Genomic DNA, 19,979 nt, shown 5'->3' with positions numbered 1-19,979 from the left:
ATTTTTGGTTTGATTTTTTCTTAATTGTTTCTATTTCCACTTTAATTTAAATAAATGTTTTTTTATATGAATGATTTCTAGGTGTTATTTATATTTGTTTTATGGTTTAATTTGTTTATCTGTTTGATAATTATTGATTTATTTTTGTTTTTTGTTTTGTCTAATATGTAACAATTAGTGAATTATGAAATATTATGAAAATATTTATTTGTTTTTTTTGGGATGTTTCTGATTAATTATTTGTCGGGTAAATCTCGATTTAATATCTTTGGATTAATTTTCTGATTGCATTTCCTCTTTCTTCATTTTTTTTCACTAATAAGAACCCGTTTTGTGAGTATAAAAAACTTTATTAGTAATGATTGGGTTTATTTTATGGTTTTTTATTAAAAAAACCTTAATTTAATTAGATGAGTATCACTAACTTATCCTGTAATGGTGTATTTAAGATGGTGCGTGTAATGGATTATATATATATATCACTAACTTATAATAGAAAGGGGTAGTTAACTCACGGATTTGACATAACTAAAATGAGGTATAATAATGGCAGCGCATTGATGCACTGTTTAATTATTTCACTTATTTAATTAGCTAAGTGTGATAAATAGAAATAGTTATTAGTATCAATCCTTAATATTTGCTGATCGAATATATTTTAAGAAAAAATTAAAATAATCAGATTAATAATAAATCGTTATTTTAATTTGTGTTGTCTTTTTATCTAATGGAAATGTATAAAATGAAATTAAATAAACTTGCTTTAGTATTAGGTTTAGGTTTAGCGGTAGTTGCTGGTTCTGCTTCTGCAAACCAAGGTGGCGGCCAAGTCACTTTTAAAGGTTCAATCATTGATGCTCCTTGTTCAATTCCACCAGGTTCTCAAGCATTTGAAGTACCAATGGGTGCTATCGCAACATCCGCATTAAACGGCGGCGGTAAAAGTATTGCTCGTGACTTCAATATTCAATTAGAGCAGTGCGACATTTCGACTCTGAAAACAGTTCAAACTACATTTACTGGTACACCAAGTGCTTCTGTAACTGATGGTTTAGCTATCGCAGGTACCGCGAAAAACGCAGGTATTGTGATCACTGATTTCAACGGCACTAAAATTGCTTTAGGCGCGAAATCTCCATCACAAGCTCTGTTCACAGGTGCAAATACACTGCGTTTCCAAGCATATTTGCAAGGTGATGATGATGCAGTAAATAAACCAGCTGTACCTGGTGAATTTGATGCAATCGCAACATTTGCTCTGAGCTACCAGTAATTGGTATCGCCCGTACAAGGATGTATGGGCACTAATTTGAATGCATTGAAATTGGTTATTAAGTTGAAATGGAGTCGCTATGAATCACTTTGGCATTATTGTCATGGTGCTTTCAGGAATGATATTTGCCCCGATAGTGAGTGCGCAAAATCAAAATTCTCGGGCACAAAGTCAGTTCAAAGGAACTGTTACTATGGGCGGTTCAATCATTGAGAGCCCTTGTGCAATTGATGCTGATAACCGAGATCAATCAGTTAGCATAACGACTGTACCGGTTAGCCAGATAATTCACGACAGAGAAAGTCCAACAAGTGATTTCTCTATACGCCTTATCAATTGTGTTTTAACACCGGTAACTCCTGGAGCTCCTAATTGGCAAACTTTCAATATTACATTCGATGGTCCAACTGATGGCCGTAACTTCGATGTGTTTGGGCATGCGAATGGATTATCAGTAAAAATTTCTGATTTGGCTGGAAATGTTGCAATACCTGGTAAGGCAATGCCAGATTTACCTATTAGCGCGGGAGAGACAACTCTGCACTATAAGGTGCAGGTAGTGCCTAATAATAAGCGCTTAAAACCAGGGAATTATCAGACAACTATCCGTTTTAAAATGGATTATTACTGAGTTATTACTAAGGGACTATTATGGCTCTGCGATTAAAAAGTAAAAATAAAGTATTTAATAACTCAGTAAGTTATTTTTTAACGCCTGTTGCTACCATGGTGTTTATAGCCATTGCTCATATAAATTTAGCTAATGCAAATAATGATAGTATTGAGTTTAATACGGACGTTTTAGATCTTCAGGATAAAAAAAATATTTCTTTAAATGAGTTCTCTCGTGCGGGCTATGTTATGCCTGGGAAATACCCATTTAAAATTAATTTAAATAGTCGCGATTTAGCTGACATTTTTGATATTGAGTATATCGCGGATCCCAATGATCCGAGTATGACTGAACCTTGTTTAACGCCAGATATTGTTGACCATATCGCTTTGCGCGACGAATGGAAGCAAAAGGTTGAGTTTGCTAAAAATGGCCAATGTTTAATTCCAGAAACCATTCCAGGAATGACAATAAATGGTTCTTTAGCCAAAGAAACAGTTACCATTACTGTACCTCAGGCGTATATCGAATTTACCTCTGATAACTGGGATCCACCATCTCGCTGGGATGAAGGGGTACCCGCTCTCATTTTTGACTATAACTTGAATGCTAACCTGATAAGGCCTGCTGATTCAGCCAATAGCCAGTCGGTAACTGGTAATGGTACAACAGGTTTTAACCTCGGAGCTTGGCGCTTTAGAGCTGACTGGCAAGCAAGTTATAATCGAACTAATGGCCAATCCACAGATCGTAAATGGGATTGGAGCCAATATTATGCTTATCGAGCAGTTAAAGAACTAAATGCAAAGCTAACGATGGGGGAGCAATTCCTACGCTCAGGATTATTTGATTCATTCCGTTATATGGGGGTAAGTCTTATCTCTGATGAGAGAATGTTACCACCTAACTTACGTGGCTATGCGCCTGAAGTCACTGGTGTTGCAAGAACTAATGCTAAAGTGGTTGTGACTCAGCAAGGGCGCGTTATTTATGAAACGCAAGTTGCTCCTGGGCCTTTTCGTATTCAAGATTTAAGTGATGCTGTTAGCGGTAAATTAGATGTACGCATCGAAGAGCAAGATGGTTCTGTACAAGAATTCCAAATGAATACTGCCTCCATACCATATTTAACTCGTCCTGGCTCAGTACTGTTTAAGATTGCAGGTGGCCGACCGAATAATATGGAACACGAAACAGAAGGGCAAGGATTTGTTACGGGGGAGTTTAGCTGGGGGGTCTCTAACGGTTGGTCATTATTCGGCGGTGGCGTTGCGGCAGGCGACTATAACGCATTATCACTCGGTGTTGGTCGAGATTTACTCGCTTTCGGTGCAATTTCATTCGATATCACTGAGTCACGAGCAAAACTGAAAACAGAAAACAAAATCTATACGGGTGCGTCTTATCGCTTAAGTTATTCAAAACGTTTTGAAGAATATGATAGCCAAGTTACCTTCGCAGGATACCGATTCTCTGAACGTGACTTTATGAGTATGAACCAATATCTAGACCGTCGTTACAGAGGGGTGGAATTCGATAATAGTAAAGAGCTGTATACGATCACATTTAATAAGTATTTCACTAGTGCGGATCTGACTGCGTATCTGAACTATAACCACGAAACTTATTGGAATAAGCCTGCGGCAAAACGCTATAACCTTTCTATTGCTAAATATTTTGATATTGGCCGTTTTAAAAACATCAATTTAAGTTTAACGGCATTTCGTAACAAATTTGATAATAGAAATAATGACGATGGGCTATATATGAACCTCTCTTTGCCTTGGGCTGATAGAGCGTCAATTAGCTATAACAATATGGTTACTAGGGATGGTAATTCTCACACTGTCAGCTATTTCGACTCCATTGATGATAAAACAAATTATCGTGTTGGTACTGGGGTGAGTAGTCGTGGTCGCGGAACTATTGATGGTTTCTATACGCGTTACGCGGATTTAGCAACAGTAACGGCAAGTACCAGCTATATCAATGGGGATACCTCTTCAGCGGCATTTTCTTTACAGGGTGGCGCAACTGTCACGGGGCATGGTGCCGCACTACACCGCATTAATACGCCAGGTGGAAGTCGAGTGATGGTAGGTACTGAAGGTGTGAAAAATGTTCCTATTCAAGGTTTTGGACCAAACACAGAAACCAATATTTTTGGTAAAGCAGTGGTCGCTGACATCAGTGATTACTATCGTACCAGTACGCATATTGATGTGACTCAATTACCTGACGACGTGGAAGCGATTCGAACATCGCAGCCTATAACACTGACTGAAGGAGCCGTGGCTTACCGTGAGTTTGAGGTGTTATCGGGTGTTAAAACGATGGTGAGATTGGCATTGGCAGACGGAAGTTATCCGCCATTTGGGGCTACCGTGAGAAATGAGAAAAATAGAGAGCTCGGTATCGTGACAGATAATGGCTCCGTTTATATCTCGGGTGTTAATCCAAATGAAGTTTTAGATGTCTATTGGGATGGAAGTGCGCAATGCAAAATTCAAGTCCCTGAAAATATTACAACAGCGGAATTTAACTCACTGTTATTACCGTGTACAAGCAGCCCAAGTGTTGAACCTGGATATATGCCAGCAAAAGCCGTGCCTGTTGGGCAGCCTGCACCAGTTTACAAACCTGCACCGATTAAACAGGGCGTAGCACCAAGTCAGCGTTGGTTATTGAAACCACCGGATATTGCTTACAGCGCAGATTATACCGAGTAACCCAAGTTGCTTGATTTTATAAATAGTTGGTACATATGAATATTAAGAAAATTGCATTTTTTACTACGACAATTACGTTATCCGCGGTGCTATGTGGACAGGCTTTAGCTGCAATTGCACTTGATAGAACACGGGTCATTTATAATGGGGCTGAAAAGACCATTAGCTTAAATATTAAGAATGAAAACACAGAGTTACCCTATCTTGCACAGGGCTGGATTGAAGATATTAATGGTAACAAAATTGAAAGCCCACTCACGGTTTTACCGCCAGTTCAACGTGTAGAGCCCGGTGAAGGTAGCCAAGTTAAAATTCAATCTCTTCCTGATATCGCTACATTGCCACAGGATAGAGAAAGTGTTTATTACTTTAACTTACGTGAAATTCCACCGCGTAGTAAAGAAGCTAACGTATTACAAATTGCGTTACAGACGCGTATTAAATTGTTTTATAGACCAAAAGCGTTATATGCCACTCGTACGGACTTAGAAAACCCATGGCAAGAGAAAATTACACTCACACGCAAAGGTGATGCCTATGAAATTACGAATCCAACGGCTTATTTCGTCACGATTGTAGATGCAAGCGCAAAAGTGGGTGGAGACACTGTCAAACAATTTGAACCGGTCATGATCTCACCAAAAAGTAATGGAATGCTTAAAGGTAGTGCAAGTGCCATGGGGGCAAAACCAGTTCTGACTTATATCAACGATTATGGTGGAAGGCCTAAGTTGACGTTTGGTTGTGCTGGTACAACTTGCAAAGTTGAATCTTCGACAGACAGATAACGGGGAATAACGTATGAAAAGGACTCTCCTGTTCAGCACTCTCTTATTCGGTTTAGTTCCTACGTTTACCTTTGGAATAAGCAGTTGGGATATTGATGGTTTACACGGGACATTGACAGTCAATGGCATGATGACCGAAGCACCTTGTACGATGGATGTGACTAATTCAATGCGCCAAGAAGTGTCTCTAGGGGAGATCCCTTCTTATTCACTCCGTAAACCTGGTGACAGAGCTGAGCCAGTTTCATTCGAATTAGAATTTAGACATTGCATTCGCACGGAAAGCCGAATGAAAGACACTAGAACGGGCAGAGCGATTTGGGATGCAATGCAGCCCGTGATAACGGTTTCCTTTGTTGCTGTATCAGATAAACATTTTCCAGAAATGTTAAGTGTAAAAGGTGTCTCCGGCTTAGCGTTAGAAGTGACTGATGCACAACGGGAAGACATCAGATTAGGAAGCCGAGGTCGTCCACAATTCCTTGATGCACCGCAGGGGACTCTTCAGTATTTCGTCACGCCAGTGAGAACTCCCGAAAAATTAACGGAAGGAAGTTTCAGCGCCGTAATGGACTTTAAGGTGGATTATGAATGATTTAAATAAGCAGCGGTACCTGCTGGCATCATGTCTCGCTGGACTACTTTTTACATCGGCTTCCTATGCAGGGTTACCCGAATCACGTATCAGCCCATCGGGAAATACACGGGCGACAATCACGCCCGGTATGATAACCGTACCGATTAAAGGTGTTGTGTTAGCTCCACCGCCTTGCAAAATTAATGGTGGAAATATAATCAAAGTCAATTTTGATGAAATCATGAGTACGCGAATTGACGGTAACGCTTACTCGAGACCTATAAATTACAACATTGACTGTGAAAAAAGACCAACATCGCAAATGAAGATGACGTTGATTGGTATTCCTGCATCTTTTGATAGCGGTGCAATTGAGACAGATCTTCCGGGGTTAGGAATAGCATTTCGTTATAACGGAAGCAAGCTTCGATTAAATCAAGAAATTAAGTTTGTATATCCAAATGCACCTCAATTTGAAGCGATACCTGTTCGTGACCTATCCACAACACTAACAAAGGGTGGGGTTTTTCATGCGGGCGTCACTATCAAACTTGATTATCAGTGAGGGAAAAATAATGCAAAGAATAATCAAAAGATTTCCGCTGATAATGAGTTTGTTAGTAATACCTACTAGCGCTGTGATGGCAAACGATGTGGAATTTACAGGAACCTTGTTAATTCCACCGCCTTGTACTGTTTTTGAAGATAAAGTCAACGTCATTGAATACAAAGATATTGGTTTACATAAAATAGATGGGGTCAGATTCACGAAACCTATTAATTACGCATTGAAGTGTGAAGACAATTTAAAAGGTTGGGACTTGATGCTGACAATCAAAGGCACCGCAACCGATTTTGATGCGTCAGCTTTGGAAACCAATGTTCGAGATCTTGGCATGCGTATTACCCAAAATGGTTTAGGTTTTGAAATCAATAAACCATTAAAGATTACATATGGGCAACCGCCTGTTTTAGAAGTTGTTCCAGTTAAGAGATTGGGAGTTACGTTGCCTGAAGGAGGCTTTACCGCAACAGGGACATTGCTAGCGGAGTACCAATAATGAACAAATTAATTCAATGTGCAGTAGCCGGAGCATTAGTTATCAACTTCAGTACGGCTTTTGCTGTACCTGATAATTTAAGAATTATCGGTAATTTAGTAGAGGAACCCTGCACTATTTTGCCTGGTGATGAAAACATCCTGATGGAATTTTTTGATACACCAGAAAAAAACTTTTACACCTATGGTGAAACTCCGCCTAAAGAGTTTGCGATTAAACTGGCCGACTGTGACACAACGATAGGCAAATTTGTGGAAGTGACGTTTTCAGGAACACCTAATCTTGCACTTCCTGGTTTTATTGCATTATCAACAAATAGTGTTGCATCTGGTTTCGCAGTGGGGTTACAAAACTCAGATAAAACACCACTGGCTATTGACCAGAAAGGCTCGAAGTTAACGTTACAAGATGGTGCTAACCAATTACGGTTTTATGCGTATTTAAAAGGTGAACCTGATGCTATTGCGAATAAAACAATAAAAGTAGGGCCTTACAGTGCTGTAGCAACATTTAAATTAGATTATGAATAATAAGGCTGTGACTAATATGAAAGTATTTTTATCGCTATTAATTGGTGCAGTCATGTTTTCATCTACTGCATCCGCCTCTATTTTTTCTTATATCACGGAATCAAGACCCGGTAGTAACCCAAATAACGGAGATGCAGATTATAAGTATGTGATTGCCCGTTGGGACCCTGAATTGCCAACTACGCGTAATCCTTGCTTTGGGTGGTCGAGATGTTATCTCACCATAAGCCATAAGCACACAGCTGCTGGAACACCAGGGTCGGCAACCGTCGAGTTGGCCGAAATTTCTAAGTATCAATACATGCGTGACATTCAGAATATACCCGGTGTTTTGGCAAAGGCGACAGCTCCAGCAACACAGTGGGCTGTTCATACCGGGGTTAGGCTACAGAATAATCAGGAATGTGTGGGGCTGTTTTACCAAGATCGCACAGGGGTTACAAATAACGGTGGGTTAATTCCCGGCTCATTATGTGGCATTGCGCCTCCACCGATTGGAGCTTGTAAGATCAACAATACCATCCCAGATATCAACTTTGGCCCAATTAGCGAAGCAGACCTCGCAGGCCAATCAAAACAAGTAAACATTAGTGTGACATGTAACTTAGCGATGGATGTTTTAGTGATTGCCACTGGTGTTAACGTAACAAATGGGCGTGTAAATTTACGGCCTGATAACAGTTTATACGCGAATTTGTATTTAGGCGGGAATAATACACCAGGGGAAAATGGTTATAGAATTCACGTACCTGCAGGTGGAACAAATTCGGTAACGTTGAAAGCCGTATTAGGTACCAGTGGCCGAGTTCAAGCTGGCCAATTTGAAGGTGCCGCAGCCCTTATTTTAACTGTGCCTTAATAGATGGTGAAAATATGTATTCAGAAAATGGCAGTGAAAAAATCCATTATATGGTAGGTCAGAGGATCTTAGAAAAGCGTAGAGAACTGGGATATACCGGTTTTCAGTTAGCTCAATTACTCGGTGTTAGCCAACAACAGATCTCACGCTATGAAAGAGGCAAAATCAAGATTGATTTATTTCACTTGTTTAAACTTGCATTTTTGATGGGAACACCAATTGATTGGTTCCTTGAAGATATCAGCTCTCAGCTCAGTGAAAATGGGCGACTGGATGATACGCAATAATAAGTCTTTAAATGGTTGTTAATGATAAATAGGTTGAGATGACGATTTTATGTCGCCTAACTGTAATAAAAGTCGCTAAGCAAGCGCGTACAGTAGGAAACTCAACCTATTTATTTTTGAATTAAGTGCCGTAACAAACTGCCAACCCTTTCTTTTATAGAGTTCTCCTCGTTTTGTATCTCGCTCTTGCCTTTTAACACTTTAAAATTCATAGATTCAACGAATTAAATTGATGTTTTTGTGCGTTGTAACAACTTTTCAGCGAATGCAAATGCAAACTAATATCATTTGCGCTTATTTGCGTGTAATATACGCTACATTGTGGATCACCAAATTTTATCATCAGTACTTTTATCGATGGACGGAGGAAATTAGATGTTTGCAAAATCATTAGTTTCGGGTATTGCTTTGTTATCAGCATTAGTATTAGCGGGTTGTGATAACGCGAAAGACTCTACAGAAACAGCTCAAGTCGCAGAAAAACAAACTATCACAATAGAACATGCCCAAGGCAAAACTGAAATTCCTCGTCACCCTCAAAAAGTCATTGTGATGAACATGGAAACACTAGACATCATGGATGCACTCGGAGCCCCAGTTGCCGGTGTTCCTCAAACCAATGTTCACTTCCCTGAATTCTTAACAAAATATAGCGGCTCTGAATACGTCAATGGCGGGACATTATTTGAACCTGCTTATGAAACATTAAGTAATGCTAAACCTGACCTGATTTTAGGCGGTAGCCGTGCTCGTGATGCCTATGACAAACTCAGTGGTGTTGCTCCAACTATTTCATTAGACATAGATAACAAAAACTTCATTGGTAGTTTAACTGAGCGTACTAATGAGCTTGGCGCATTGTTTGGTAAAGAAGAGCAAGCCAAAAAACTCATTACTGACTTCAATGCAAAAATTGAAGGTATCAAAGCTAAAGCGCCTACTGCGGGCAAAGCAATGGTGATCTTAGTCAGCGGCGGTAAAATCTCCGCATATGGCCCAGGCTCACGTTTCGGTTTTATCTTTGATGTATTAGGTTTTGAACCTGCTTATGTGTTTGAAGAAAACACTGGTCGCCACGGTAATATCGTTAATGCAGAATTACTGGTGAAATTAAACCCAGACTGGTTATTTGTTATCGACCGTGACAGCGCAATTGGCAAAACGGATGCACAGCCTGCTGCGGAAGTATTAGATAACGCATTAGTGAGAAAAACAGCAGCATGGGAAAAAGGCCAAATTACTTACCTTGACCCAACTGCCGTATATATTGCGGGTGGGATCCAAACTTATTCCCAGTTAATGGACGATATCAATACAGCATTAGAGAAGAGCCAAGCAAAATAACCGATGAAAACGCTTTATCTTTTTTGTGGAATTATCGCGTTATTGGTTTTAGCGGTATTAAGCTTGTTTATTGGAGCGGGTGACGTGTCACCCGTTTCGCTTTTCACCGACCCAGAGATGCAAGACATCTTTTTTATTAGCCGAATTCCCCGAACCGTCTCCTTGATTTTAGCTGGTAGCGCGATGAGCGTTGCAGGCCTAATCATGCAATTATTAACGCAAAACCGTTTTGTGGAGCCTTCTCTTGCAGGAACAACCCAGTCAGCTAGCTTAGGCTTACTTGTGGTAATGATATTATTCCCTGCGGCAAGCATTATGACCAAAATGGTGGTTGCCAGTGGTTTTGCACTTCTTGGCACCATGCTGTTTATGATGCTATTGCGTCGCGTAATTTTAAAATCGGCACTGATCGTCCCTTTGGTTGGGATTATGTTAGGTGCAGTGATTAGCGCATTGACCATCTTTACCGCTTATTATTTCGACTTGTTGCAATCTCTTGGTGCATGGATGAGTGGTGACTTTTCTAGCATCATTCAAGGTCGATATGAACTGTTGTGGTTAGTTGGAATATTAACATTAATTGCTTGCTGGATTGCAGATAGCTTTACGGTTGCCGGTATGGGACGTGAGTTTTCAATTAATGTTGGCCTAAATTATCGCAAAGTAATGACTATCGGTTTATCAATCATCGCCTTAATCAGTGGCGTGGTGGTCGTGGTGGTTGGGGCTTTACCTTTCCTAGGCTTAATTATTCCAAATTTGGTGAGCTTAGTGATGGGCGATAACATACGTAAAACCATTCCATGGATTTGTCTTGCTGGTGGTGGCTTAGTTTTACTCTGTGACATTATTGGGCGCTTAATTCGCTATCCATTTGAAATCCCTGCAAGTGTGATTTTAGGTGTTGTTGGCGCGGTGATTTTCTTATATTTATTGTTGAAGCAACAACGTTATGCAAAAAGTTAATTCATCAATAGCGTTACCGAAAAAAGGGGTAACGCCGTTGCAAAGAATAGGGATACTACTGGCATTATCATTGTTATCCATTGTTCTTTATATGACGGTCAATTTGGGCAATAACCTTGCTTATATTTTGCCGCACCGAGGCTATATTGTTCTCACCATGATTGTGGTGGCTTTCGCCTCAGGGGTTTCAACAGTTCTCTTTCAAACGATTGCTAATAATAAGATATTGACCCCATCTATCATGGGATTAGAAGCATTATTTATATTATTACAAACCATTTTTGTCTTCTATACCGATAGCTTTCCATCCTCTTGGTTATTGAATATTGGTAAGTTTTTATTAGAGTCCACACTACTCGTGCTGTTCTCTGTACTACTTTATCGCTGGTTATTTGTGTCAGTTAAAATGAATATCAACCTAGTATTGATGGTGGGTATTATTCTTGGCACATTATTTCGCAGTGTAGCGACATTACTACAGCGCTTAATGGACCCCAATGAGTTTTCTATTTTACAAAGCCGGATGTTTGCTACCTTTACCAAAGGAACGCCTGAGCTCATTCTATTCACGCTGCTTATCACTGCGGTTGTGGGCGTTTTATTGTGGCGTATGCGCTATTGCTTCGATGTTATCGCGTTAGGGCAAGCCAATGCAGTGAACTTAGGGATTAATTATCGCCAGCAAGTCACGGTTATCTTGTTGCTTATTTCAATATTGGTGGCGGTTTCTACGGCACTGGTTGGCCCTTTAACATTCTTAGGCTTGATGGTTGCGAACTTAGCTTACTTAGTGGCTGGCAGTAGCCAACACCGCTATTTGCTTCCCGTTTCCTTTCTACTTGGTGTCATTGCGCTGATTGGTGGCCAATTGATCCTTGAGTATGGCCTAAATATGGCGGGGACATTATCGGTTGTTATCGAGTTTGTCGGTGGAATATTCTTTATTTATATGGTGTTAAGAAGGTTTTAGTATGATTGAAATTAGTCAGATATCGAAAAGTTATCAGGATACTAAAGTCTTAGATAACGTCACAACAACAATTAAAAATAGCGGTATTACCTCAATCATCGGGCCTAATGGTGCAGGTAAATCAACACTGTTGTCGATTATTGGGCGTTTGTTACAGCCTGATGACGGTGGTTATGTCAAAGTGAATGAACTTGATGTATCAACAACACCTAGTGATAAACTCGCCAAATGTTTATCTGTTCTGCGCCAAGAGAACCAATTTGCGAGTCGGCTAACCGTTGAAGAGTTAGTTGGTTTTGGGCGCTACCCGTATACCAAAGGCCGTTTAACCATTGATGACAAAAAGAAAATTGATGAGTCACTCTCTTTTCTAAATTTGTCAGATTTACGTCACCGTTATTTAGATGAATTATCGGGCGGCCAGCGCCAACGGGCTTATGTGGCAATGGTTTTATGCCAAGATACAGAATATGTTTTACTCGATGAGCCATTGAATAATCTCGATATGAAACATGCCGTGATTATGATGAAACTGCTGCGTAAAGCAGCAGACGAGCTGGGCAAAACGATTATTTTAGTTATCCATGATATTAACTTTGCGTCAGTTTATTCTGACTATATTGTTGCACTGAGAAACGGTCGTTTGTCTTACCACGGTAAGCCAGAGGAGATCATGAAATCTGAAATTATTGAGGATATTTTTGATACCCCGGTTGATATTAAGAGGGTAGATGATCAGTATATTGCTCTCTACTACTAAATTTTCGTCGTCCTTCGAGCTGTAGCGGTGTTGGCTACGCTCGCTAACCCTAGTCACATACTTTTGTATGCTCCTAGGGATTAGCTTCTCTTGCCGCCTTGCTACAGTTCGAATGATTTAGAAAATTAAATGTTAGAATATTTTTTATAAAAAGGGGTAATCTTCACTGCGGTGAAATCTCAATGTCTTCATCGGTTGTCAGTAAATCTAGCGGTTGCAGTACTTCTAAACGCTTTATCCCATCGGCATTCACCACTAAACGCGCCAGCTCATTGTAGGTTTTTTTATTTATCGTGACGCGACGGCAAAGGTAAATATGGTAAACCTTCTCACCAATGATCGCAGGCTCATCATCATTGACCGTTAATTCTTCGTAGCTAATATCAATATATTTTAGGAAGTCAGAAATATTAAAGCGCGTAATATCAGCGATTGATGATTGGTTTTTTTCAAACACGGAATGGCGATTATGGAGTAATACATCTTTACGATAATACAGAATGTCTTCCATTCGCTGGACATTAATTAAATTGACCCAATGAGATTTTTGCCGCATTTCACGGATATCTGGGGAAAGCATATTTTCGCTAATAAAGCGAAAAGACTCTTTACAAGTACCCACAGGTGCTTTCACCCCTTCGCGATAAATACGCAATTGGCGGTCAGGGATCCACTTTTGGAATAACCGATACAGTTGCTCCCGGCCAACTTCTTTTAGCCTATCTTTGAAGATATAACCGATGATCATCGCCAAAAATAAGTTGGCACTTAAAGCGCCATATTTTCCTTGCCAGAAAAAGGCGATAACAGTAGCGAAAATCATTGAAATTGCAGCGGCAATACCATAAATAGAGTGCAATAGCAGGGGAAGTCCTCGTTTATGGCGAATTTCTAAATAGAGATAACGATTGATATACTTTTTCAATAAATTGCGGCGGTATGTGACTAATTCAGCATCCGTTTCATCACTGGGAAAACAATCAGGATACTGCTTTTTCAAATAACGCATCTCTTGGTACCAAAAATGACGTATTTCTTCGCGTAACGGTATTTGTTTATCTGCTAATAAATCACGCAAATAATTCATAGTGTAATACGTCATAAATTCGTCACAATAAGAAAAAGCATTGGAATGGATAGCTTTTTCAATGTTGGCTGATGGTGTTGCTAACTCCCGATAAGCACAGAGGCATTTGGCGATATTTGCCATAAACTCAGTCAAATATTCAGGAGTCTGCCGTTGGGGAGTTTGGCTTACCATTTTAATGTTCAAGCGGATCGTTCTTTTGAACGTTAAGGCATAGCGCTTTAGCCTATTTTCGTATTCGTCCAATGAAGGTAAGTTTTGTGGGTTATATTGCTGTAGCCACTGTTTTAGCTCATCCAATGCCCCGTTTTCATCTGTAAGTGATGCTAATTTCACTGTAGGTGGGCGTAGCCGAATATAGTTTTTTAGGCTACGCTGGAGGTTTGATGCAGTATAGAGGTCAGGATTAATCTGTAATGATGAAGGTAAAAAGAAAAAAGTCTCTACTTGGTAGCGGATCTCTTTAGACTTACGTGGAAATAATACCTTTTGTTTGATTTCAAACTGTTTTTTTCCATGGATCTTGAGAGATTCTTTAATCATACATTACCTTGTCTTATGTCATTACTAACGTTTACGTTGGTAATCGCAGCATCGCATGTTTAATTGTTGGAGAACTTAGGTAATAGCATACAGGAAACGAGCGTAACAATCTGTGAGAGGATGTTGAAAGATATGGCAATAAAGAAATGGGGTTAATATAACGAGGCACATTGCTATGCCCCATTATCGTTAGCTATTCGTTAGCGAATAACTTATTTTTTTGCAGCTGGGCGTACCGCTGTCACTTCGATTTCTACTCTCCAAGCTGGGTTAGCCAGTTTAGCGACTTGGAAGGTAGAACGAGCTGGCAGATTAGTCACTTTCTCAGACTCATAGAACTTGTTGTAACCAGCCATAAAGCCAGCAAAGTCCATCGTGCCTTGAGTTTCTTCACCACCAACTAAGAATACTTGCATTTTAACAACGTCGTTCATGGTCAAACCCATACCTTCAAGGTTAGCTTGGATTTGTTTTAACACGTTGATCGTTTGTGCTTCGGTATTACCATAAGACTCTAAAACGCCTTCTTTAGCGTCTGCAGAGATTTTAGAAGGAACTTTTCCGCTCAGGAAAATAAGGCTGTTGCCTGCACCGATTTCTACTGATTCAGAGATAGGGAATCCTTTCACTGGAACGCGTTTAACATCATCGGCTGCATTTGCACTTGCTACACCTAAAATCAAAGGCAGAGAAAGCAATAAAGTTTTATAGCGCATGTAAACTCCTTAACATTATCAAAGTAAAATAGGATCTATTAATATTATCAAAAATTAAACTTTCATTTAACTTTAAACTATTCACTAATAGATCCACAGTAAAAATCGTTATTTTCCCTGTTTTTTAGTTAAAACGAGAAAGTTTATACGGCGTAGGGTCGATAAATGGTGTTTCACCCATTAACAATTCTGCCGTTAATCGACCAGATGCAGGGCTTTCTGTCATACCCCAGCCTGTAGCGGTGTTGATGACCAAGCCTGGATACTGCTCGACGGTTGAAATAATTGGAATTTCATCATCCGTTGGTGCAACGGTACCACCCCAGCGTTCAACCACTTTGGACTCTTTAAATACTGGGAATTCTTTTCTCAGTCTTTCCAGAACGCCATCTAAGTGTTCGTTGTTTGGTGTATTCGTCGCTGTACGGAACTCTTCGAATGGTGTCTTCTCGTCTAAGTTCCAAGACGTTGCCATCATGAAGGAGTTGAATAAGTCTTTACCAATAGAGAACTCTAATGGTAATTCTCCACCGCCTAATACGTGTAGGAATCTAGGTCCTAACAGGAAGCTGTCTTTAACGATAGAGCTGGTAAAGATACGTGGAGCAACCGCGTAGGTACCATCAGCTTGTTCACGGAAGTGGATACCGTTAGGTAAGTGTACGTTACCTTTTGGTGCGCCTGGTACGCCAGTAATACGTTGTTGTGACAGGTAAACGTTCAGTGTTGGAACGTCAATGCCTAAGTTACCCATGAACAGACGCGACCAAATCCCCCCCGTCAGAACAACACGAGACGTTTTGATTGCACCTTTTTCTGTAACAACATCAGAAATTTTGCCGCCTGCAGTTTCAATACCACGTACTGCGCAGTTGGTGTAGATACGGATACCGATTGATTTTGCGTAGTTTGCCATGGTTGGTGTGACAACTTCAGGATCAAGGCTACCTGAGTCTTCTTCAAATCCACCGATTTTCCATGGAGTTTGTGCATCAACCAGACGATTAGCCAGTTCAGTACCTTCAATCATGCGGGTACGTAATGGGGTATCGAAACCTGGGTTTTCAGATGCCGCTTTTATCCACGCTCTTGAAACTTCTAAATCTTCTTCGCTTGAAGGCACTTCAACGCGGCCTTGAACACGGTAGCTGGTGTCAGCACCGATTTTTTCGTTCATGCCAAGCCATTGAATTTTCCCGTAGTGGTGTAAAGGGAAAATCGCTGGGGAGGTCTTGTAACTGATGATTTGGCTGTATGCACGGCCTGATTGCTCACCGCCGACAACACCTTTTTCACAGATAACAACATTAAGACCTTTTTCTGCAAGGTTAATTGCGGTCATGATCCCTTGAAGGCCAGCACCGATGATGACTGCATCTGCAGACTCAGGTAATTTGCCTTCAGTACCAGCAACGGCAGGTACACGTGACTTAGTCGATTCAAAACGACCTTCACGATTGATCATAGGAACAACTGCAGCACCCCCTGCTAGAACTCCAGCAGCACCAACCCCTAATAATAGCTTTCTTCTCGAGATTTTCATCTATAACCTCAATAACAATCTTGTTTTTTATATAGTAAATAATTTCAAATTGAGATAATGATCTTATCATATATTTTGTAATTGTTAAGTGCCGGTAGCATTTGTTAATAAAGGTCATTGAAATGAAATGTGACGTAAATTGATGTGCTCAGTGCTGTAAAGGCTTTGTCGGTGATTACTTTATTTTAGAGATGTAAGAATTAATATTTTTTTAATGTTAATGTCATTAAAAGTGTACAGGTGTAAATATGATAATTTGACTTAAGGTTAATAATTGATGAGGGGAACAAAGAAGGAGATTAATATTTCGCCATAGATAAAAACTCTGAATATCCCTTAAGTGATAAAATGAAAAATATAATATATAAATGGAATTTTAATGACCATATTGAGTTATTTTTGCTCGTTTGATTATTAATTATCCATTTGGTAAATCCTAACGAATTCAAGCTCGTTTAATATTGCTTAGTTGGCCTGTCTAAATATTATCCATGATATTAATAGTGAGGATTGTTTTTAACACATTGATAATGTTGTTTATTTTATTTTTGTTGCGTAATACATAAGCAGAGGAAAATAACCTAGCATTTACTAAGGTTAATTAATGTCATCATCTATGAGATAGAATTAGACAGACTCAAGGAAATAGGTAATTTCCATTATCTTTAATGTTGTAAAAATAACCATTTATTTCTTGATGACTTTCAGTACTAAACATTAAGAGAAAATATAACAAGAATAGATAATTAAGATTAAATAATGAATTAAAAATTAAATAAAATCGAAATTTGTTATTAATAATAAAAAATACAGAGCGATTCATGCGGTTAATAGTCATTTAACAGATGACTCTTTTTATTTTAGGTACATATCATTCAGTTATTTTACTTTATTAGTCGATATGCACCATGATAGGTTCAATTATTAGTGATATGTTCATTTCCTGTGGGAATTTGTGCGAAAAAATTAGCATAATCCTCGGATCGGACTTGTTGAAGAATGGTGATAAGTGCGGATAACGGTGTTTCAGACCAGTCACAGCGAATATCGATGTCAGCATATTGTCGGTTATTCCATACTTTTAATGCAGCAGAACGGATCCCCCGATAGTCACCCCCTTCATCTGCACCGGCTTGCATGGCAATGAGTAATCGATCAGCCAGATCTTGGTCAACATTTTTATAATAGCTTTGATAAATAGCGCTTAGAACCTGTTCACCTACTAACATATTTCCAGCAATGGCTAAGTTGGGTTCCGATAAACTTCCGCACCAAGGTAAACAATCTTGGCCCGTCCAGTCGGCTGTACCACCGTGGTTATCAAGAATAATCAATTGCCGTTGTTTACAGCCAATATCTTGTGTCACTAGATAGTCTAAGCTTTTGTTCGCATTATGGCCTTGTTGCAAATATTCGATACCCGTTAGGCCTGCAATTGGGTTCGTCATTGCTTGGGTGGCGATTGCCCCCGTTTGGCTTTTGCCATGTAAGACCAATGCACCAACCGCAGGCCCACCTGTTGCCGTCGCTGCACCTATTTTTCCTGTCAATGGGCAGCGCGCTACAATTGAAAATGTCATTTTACACCTCATAAATTAGACCTTGATCAAATTTATCATTATAAATTCTTGCTTGAAATATAATTTATCATCATAAATAAAGAAAAAGATAAAATTATTAACAAAATTGACACAAATCACACTTCACAATCATATAGCAATGTCAGCACTCGGGGAGGCGCGAATGAAAATGCGTTTATGTAGATGGATAGCCACTCTTTGGCTTTTAGGCTTTATTTCGCTACCGACATTGGCGGTGAATCATCCTAATGTCTTGTTATTAGGGCAAGTTGCTGAGCCGCAGTCATTAGACCCACAAGTTGCAACCGCGGCGAATGATTCCCGCATTTTAGTTAACTTATACGAAGGGTTAGTTCGCAATGCGGATGGTACATTAACGCTTGAACCTGCTTTAGCCCAGTCATGGACTATTAGTGATGATGGCCTTACATACACTTTTCATTTGCGCGAAGATGTGAAATTTCACGATGGTAGCTCATTCAATGCGGATGCCGTCAAATTCACGTTTGAACGAATGTTGGATAAACAGCACCCGTACTACCATACAGGGCCATTCCCATTATCATTTTTCTTTTCTGCAATAGACAAGATAGAAACTCCAGATGATAAAACGGTGGTTTTTACCTTAAAAGAGCCATTTGCCCCGTTTTTATCGAACTTAGCGACACCGGCAGGGCTGATTGTTTCACCGACAGCAGTAAAACAGTACGACAAAGACTTTAGCCGCCATCCCAGCGGAACAGGGCCTTTTAAATTTGATGAGTGGACCGCAAACCAAAGGGTGGTCGTATCCGCGAATGAAAACTATTGGGATGGAAAACCCAGTTTAGAGCATGTGGTTTTTCGGCCGATTACTGACGCTAATACTCGGGTCGCAGAAATGTTATCAGGGGGGATTGATGCCATGGTTGAGGTCCCCGCAGATAATGTCCCGCTATTTGTTAATGACGACCGCTTTGAGGTTTATGAAGCGGTAGGGCCCCATGTTTGGTATACCATGCTCAATGCGTCTCAGCCTCCGTTTGATGATGTACGTGTGAGGCAAGCCGTTAACTATGCGGTAAATAAAGACAATATTGTGAAATACATTCTTCAGGACTCGGCAGGGGTAGCGCAAGGGCCAATTCCATCGGCTTTCGATTGGGCATTTGATGAAGAAACAAAAGCCTATCCTTATGATCCTGAAAAAGCCCGCCAATTGATAGCAGAAGCGGGGGCTCAAGGGCAAAAAATTATTTTTTATGTCACGGAAGGCGGCTCTGGAATGCTAGACCCGATCCCCATGGCGACCGCCATTCAAGCTGACCTGAAAGCGGTTGGCTTATCTGTCGAAATTCAAACCTTTGAATGGAATACCTACCTATCTAAGGTCAATGCAGGCCTCAAACAAGCTCATATGGCTGAAATGGCATGGATGACGAATGACCCTGATACCTTGCCTTTTTTAACCTTGCATAGTGCTTCTTGGCCAGACAAAGGCGGGTTTAATTCTGGTTATTACAGTAACAAGCAGCTGGATAGGTTATTAGATAAAGCCCGAGTTTCCAATAATCTCGAGGAGCGAGCCCAGTTATATCAACAAGTCCAAAAAATTGTTCACCAAGATGCACCTTGGCTGTTTGTCGCGAATTGGAAGCAAAATGCGGTCGCGAATGAGCATGTTAAGCATTTCAAATTGCAGCCTAATTTTAACTTATTACTTAAAGACGTTCGTAAAGATTGATTAATGTGAATTGGTTATTCAATTAATTAT

General features: G+C 40.0%; 19 protein-coding genes. 15 read left to right on the top strand and 4 right to left on the bottom strand.

Annotated features, from left to right (window positions below):
• The first annotated feature begins 742 nt into the window (after window positions 1-742).
• The 14 genes from M1E86_RS17550 (at window position 743) to M1E86_RS17485 (ending at window position 12,757) form a co-directional block, all read left to right on the top strand.
• Window positions 743-1,273 (top strand): fimbrial protein, encoded by a 531-nt coding sequence (locus M1E86_RS17550; RefSeq protein WP_148099013.1) that lies wholly within the window; start codon window positions 743-745, stop codon window positions 1,271-1,273.
• 79 nt (window positions 1,274-1,352) lie between these two features.
• Entirely contained in the window at window positions 1,353-1,904 is a 552-nt protein-coding gene (locus M1E86_RS17545) for a fimbrial protein (RefSeq protein WP_125890599.1), read from the top strand.
• A gap of 20 nt (window positions 1,905-1,924) precedes the next feature.
• Window positions 1,925-4,615: an outer membrane usher protein gene (locus M1E86_RS17540; protein ID WP_125890598.1), complete on the top strand. Its 2,691-nt coding sequence runs from the start codon at window positions 1,925-1,927 to the stop codon at window positions 4,613-4,615.
• A gap of 35 nt (window positions 4,616-4,650) precedes the next feature.
• Entirely contained in the window at window positions 4,651-5,403 is a 753-nt protein-coding gene (locus M1E86_RS17535) for a fimbria/pilus periplasmic chaperone (RefSeq protein WP_125890597.1), read from the top strand.
• A gap of 13 nt (window positions 5,404-5,416) precedes the next feature.
• Window positions 5,417-5,998: a fimbrial protein gene (locus M1E86_RS17530; protein WP_125890596.1), complete on the top strand. Its 582-nt coding sequence runs from the start codon at window positions 5,417-5,419 to the stop codon at window positions 5,996-5,998.
• The gene (locus M1E86_RS17525; RefSeq protein WP_125890595.1) at window positions 5,991-6,545 is read left to right on the top strand and encodes a fimbrial protein; all 555 of its coding nucleotides are present in this window, start codon (window positions 5,991-5,993) and stop codon (window positions 6,543-6,545) included. Before M1E86_RS17530 ends, M1E86_RS17525 begins: the two co-directional genes overlap by 8 nt.
• 76 nt (window positions 6,546-6,621) lie before the next feature.
• Complete coding sequence (locus tag M1E86_RS17520; RefSeq protein ID WP_282561386.1) at window positions 6,622-7,041, top strand: fimbrial protein; 420 nt, start codon at window positions 6,622-6,624, stop codon at window positions 7,039-7,041.
• Window positions 7,041-7,571: a fimbrial protein gene (locus tag M1E86_RS17515; RefSeq protein ID WP_125890594.1), complete on the top strand. Its 531-nt coding sequence runs from the start codon at window positions 7,041-7,043 to the stop codon at window positions 7,569-7,571. The genes M1E86_RS17520 and M1E86_RS17515 overlap by 1 nt, the downstream gene beginning before the upstream one ends.
• Window positions 7,572-7,587: 16 nt before the next feature.
• On the top strand, window positions 7,588-8,430 hold the full coding sequence (locus tag M1E86_RS17510; RefSeq protein WP_125890593.1) for a fimbrial protein: 843 nt from the start codon (window positions 7,588-7,590) through the stop codon (window positions 8,428-8,430).
• Between the two features lie 14 nt (window positions 8,431-8,444).
• Window positions 8,445-8,717, top strand: coding sequence for a helix-turn-helix domain-containing protein (locus M1E86_RS17505; RefSeq protein WP_004259284.1), 273 nt, complete (start codon window positions 8,445-8,447; stop codon window positions 8,715-8,717).
• A gap of 375 nt (window positions 8,718-9,092) precedes the next feature.
• Window positions 9,093-10,061 (top strand): siderophore ABC transporter substrate-binding protein, encoded by a 969-nt coding sequence (locus M1E86_RS17500; RefSeq protein WP_125890592.1) that lies wholly within the window; start codon window positions 9,093-9,095, stop codon window positions 10,059-10,061.
• Between the two features lie 3 nt (window positions 10,062-10,064).
• On the top strand, window positions 10,065-11,027 hold the full coding sequence (locus M1E86_RS17495; protein ID WP_125890591.1) for an ABC transporter permease: 963 nt from the start codon (window positions 10,065-10,067) through the stop codon (window positions 11,025-11,027).
• Window positions 11,014-11,997: an iron chelate uptake ABC transporter family permease subunit gene (locus M1E86_RS17490; RefSeq protein ID WP_213913669.1), complete on the top strand. Its 984-nt coding sequence runs from the start codon at window positions 11,014-11,016 to the stop codon at window positions 11,995-11,997. Before M1E86_RS17495 ends, M1E86_RS17490 begins: the two co-directional genes overlap by 14 nt.
• A gap of 1 nt (window position 11,998) precedes the next feature.
• The gene (locus M1E86_RS17485) at window positions 11,999-12,757 is read left to right on the top strand and encodes an ABC transporter ATP-binding protein (RefSeq protein ID WP_102138091.1); all 759 of its coding nucleotides are present in this window, start codon (window positions 11,999-12,001) and stop codon (window positions 12,755-12,757) included.
• Window positions 12,758-12,920: 163 nt separating this feature from the next.
• Here M1E86_RS17485 and M1E86_RS17480 read toward each other — a convergent pair whose 3' ends face one another.
• From M1E86_RS17480 to M1E86_RS17465, 4 genes are all read right to left on the bottom strand, one after another.
• The gene (locus M1E86_RS17480) at window positions 12,921-14,387 is read right to left on the bottom strand and encodes a hypothetical protein (RefSeq protein WP_125890589.1); all 1,467 of its coding nucleotides are present in this window, start codon (window positions 14,385-14,387) and stop codon (window positions 12,921-12,923) included.
• A gap of 212 nt (window positions 14,388-14,599) precedes the next feature.
• Window positions 14,600-15,103 carry a RidA family protein gene (locus M1E86_RS17475; RefSeq protein WP_102138089.1) on the bottom strand — a complete coding sequence of 168 codons (504 nt, stop codon included), beginning with the start codon at window positions 15,101-15,103 and terminating at the stop codon, window positions 14,600-14,602.
• A 124-nt stretch (window positions 15,104-15,227) separates the two neighbouring features.
• Window positions 15,228-16,646: an NAD(P)/FAD-dependent oxidoreductase gene (locus M1E86_RS17470; RefSeq protein WP_125890588.1), complete on the bottom strand. Its 1,419-nt coding sequence runs from the start codon at window positions 16,644-16,646 to the stop codon at window positions 15,228-15,230.
• 917 nt (window positions 16,647-17,563) lie between these two features.
• Complete coding sequence (locus M1E86_RS17465; RefSeq protein WP_213913668.1) at window positions 17,564-18,226, bottom strand: DUF1028 domain-containing protein; 663 nt, start codon at window positions 18,224-18,226, stop codon at window positions 17,564-17,566.
• A 163-nt stretch (window positions 18,227-18,389) separates the two neighbouring features.
• Between M1E86_RS17465 and M1E86_RS17460 the strand changes: the two genes are divergently transcribed.
• Complete coding sequence (locus M1E86_RS17460) at window positions 18,390-19,949, top strand: ABC transporter substrate-binding protein (RefSeq protein ID WP_213913666.1); 1,560 nt, start codon at window positions 18,390-18,392, stop codon at window positions 19,947-19,949.
• Window positions 19,950-19,979 lie beyond the last annotated feature (30 nt).

The organism is Providencia sp. PROV200 (assembly GCF_049901995.1).
Taxonomy (GTDB): domain Bacteria; phylum Pseudomonadota; class Gammaproteobacteria; order Enterobacterales; family Enterobacteriaceae; genus Providencia; species Providencia rettgeri_E.
This window is presented reverse-complemented; position numbering and strand designations above follow the sequence as displayed.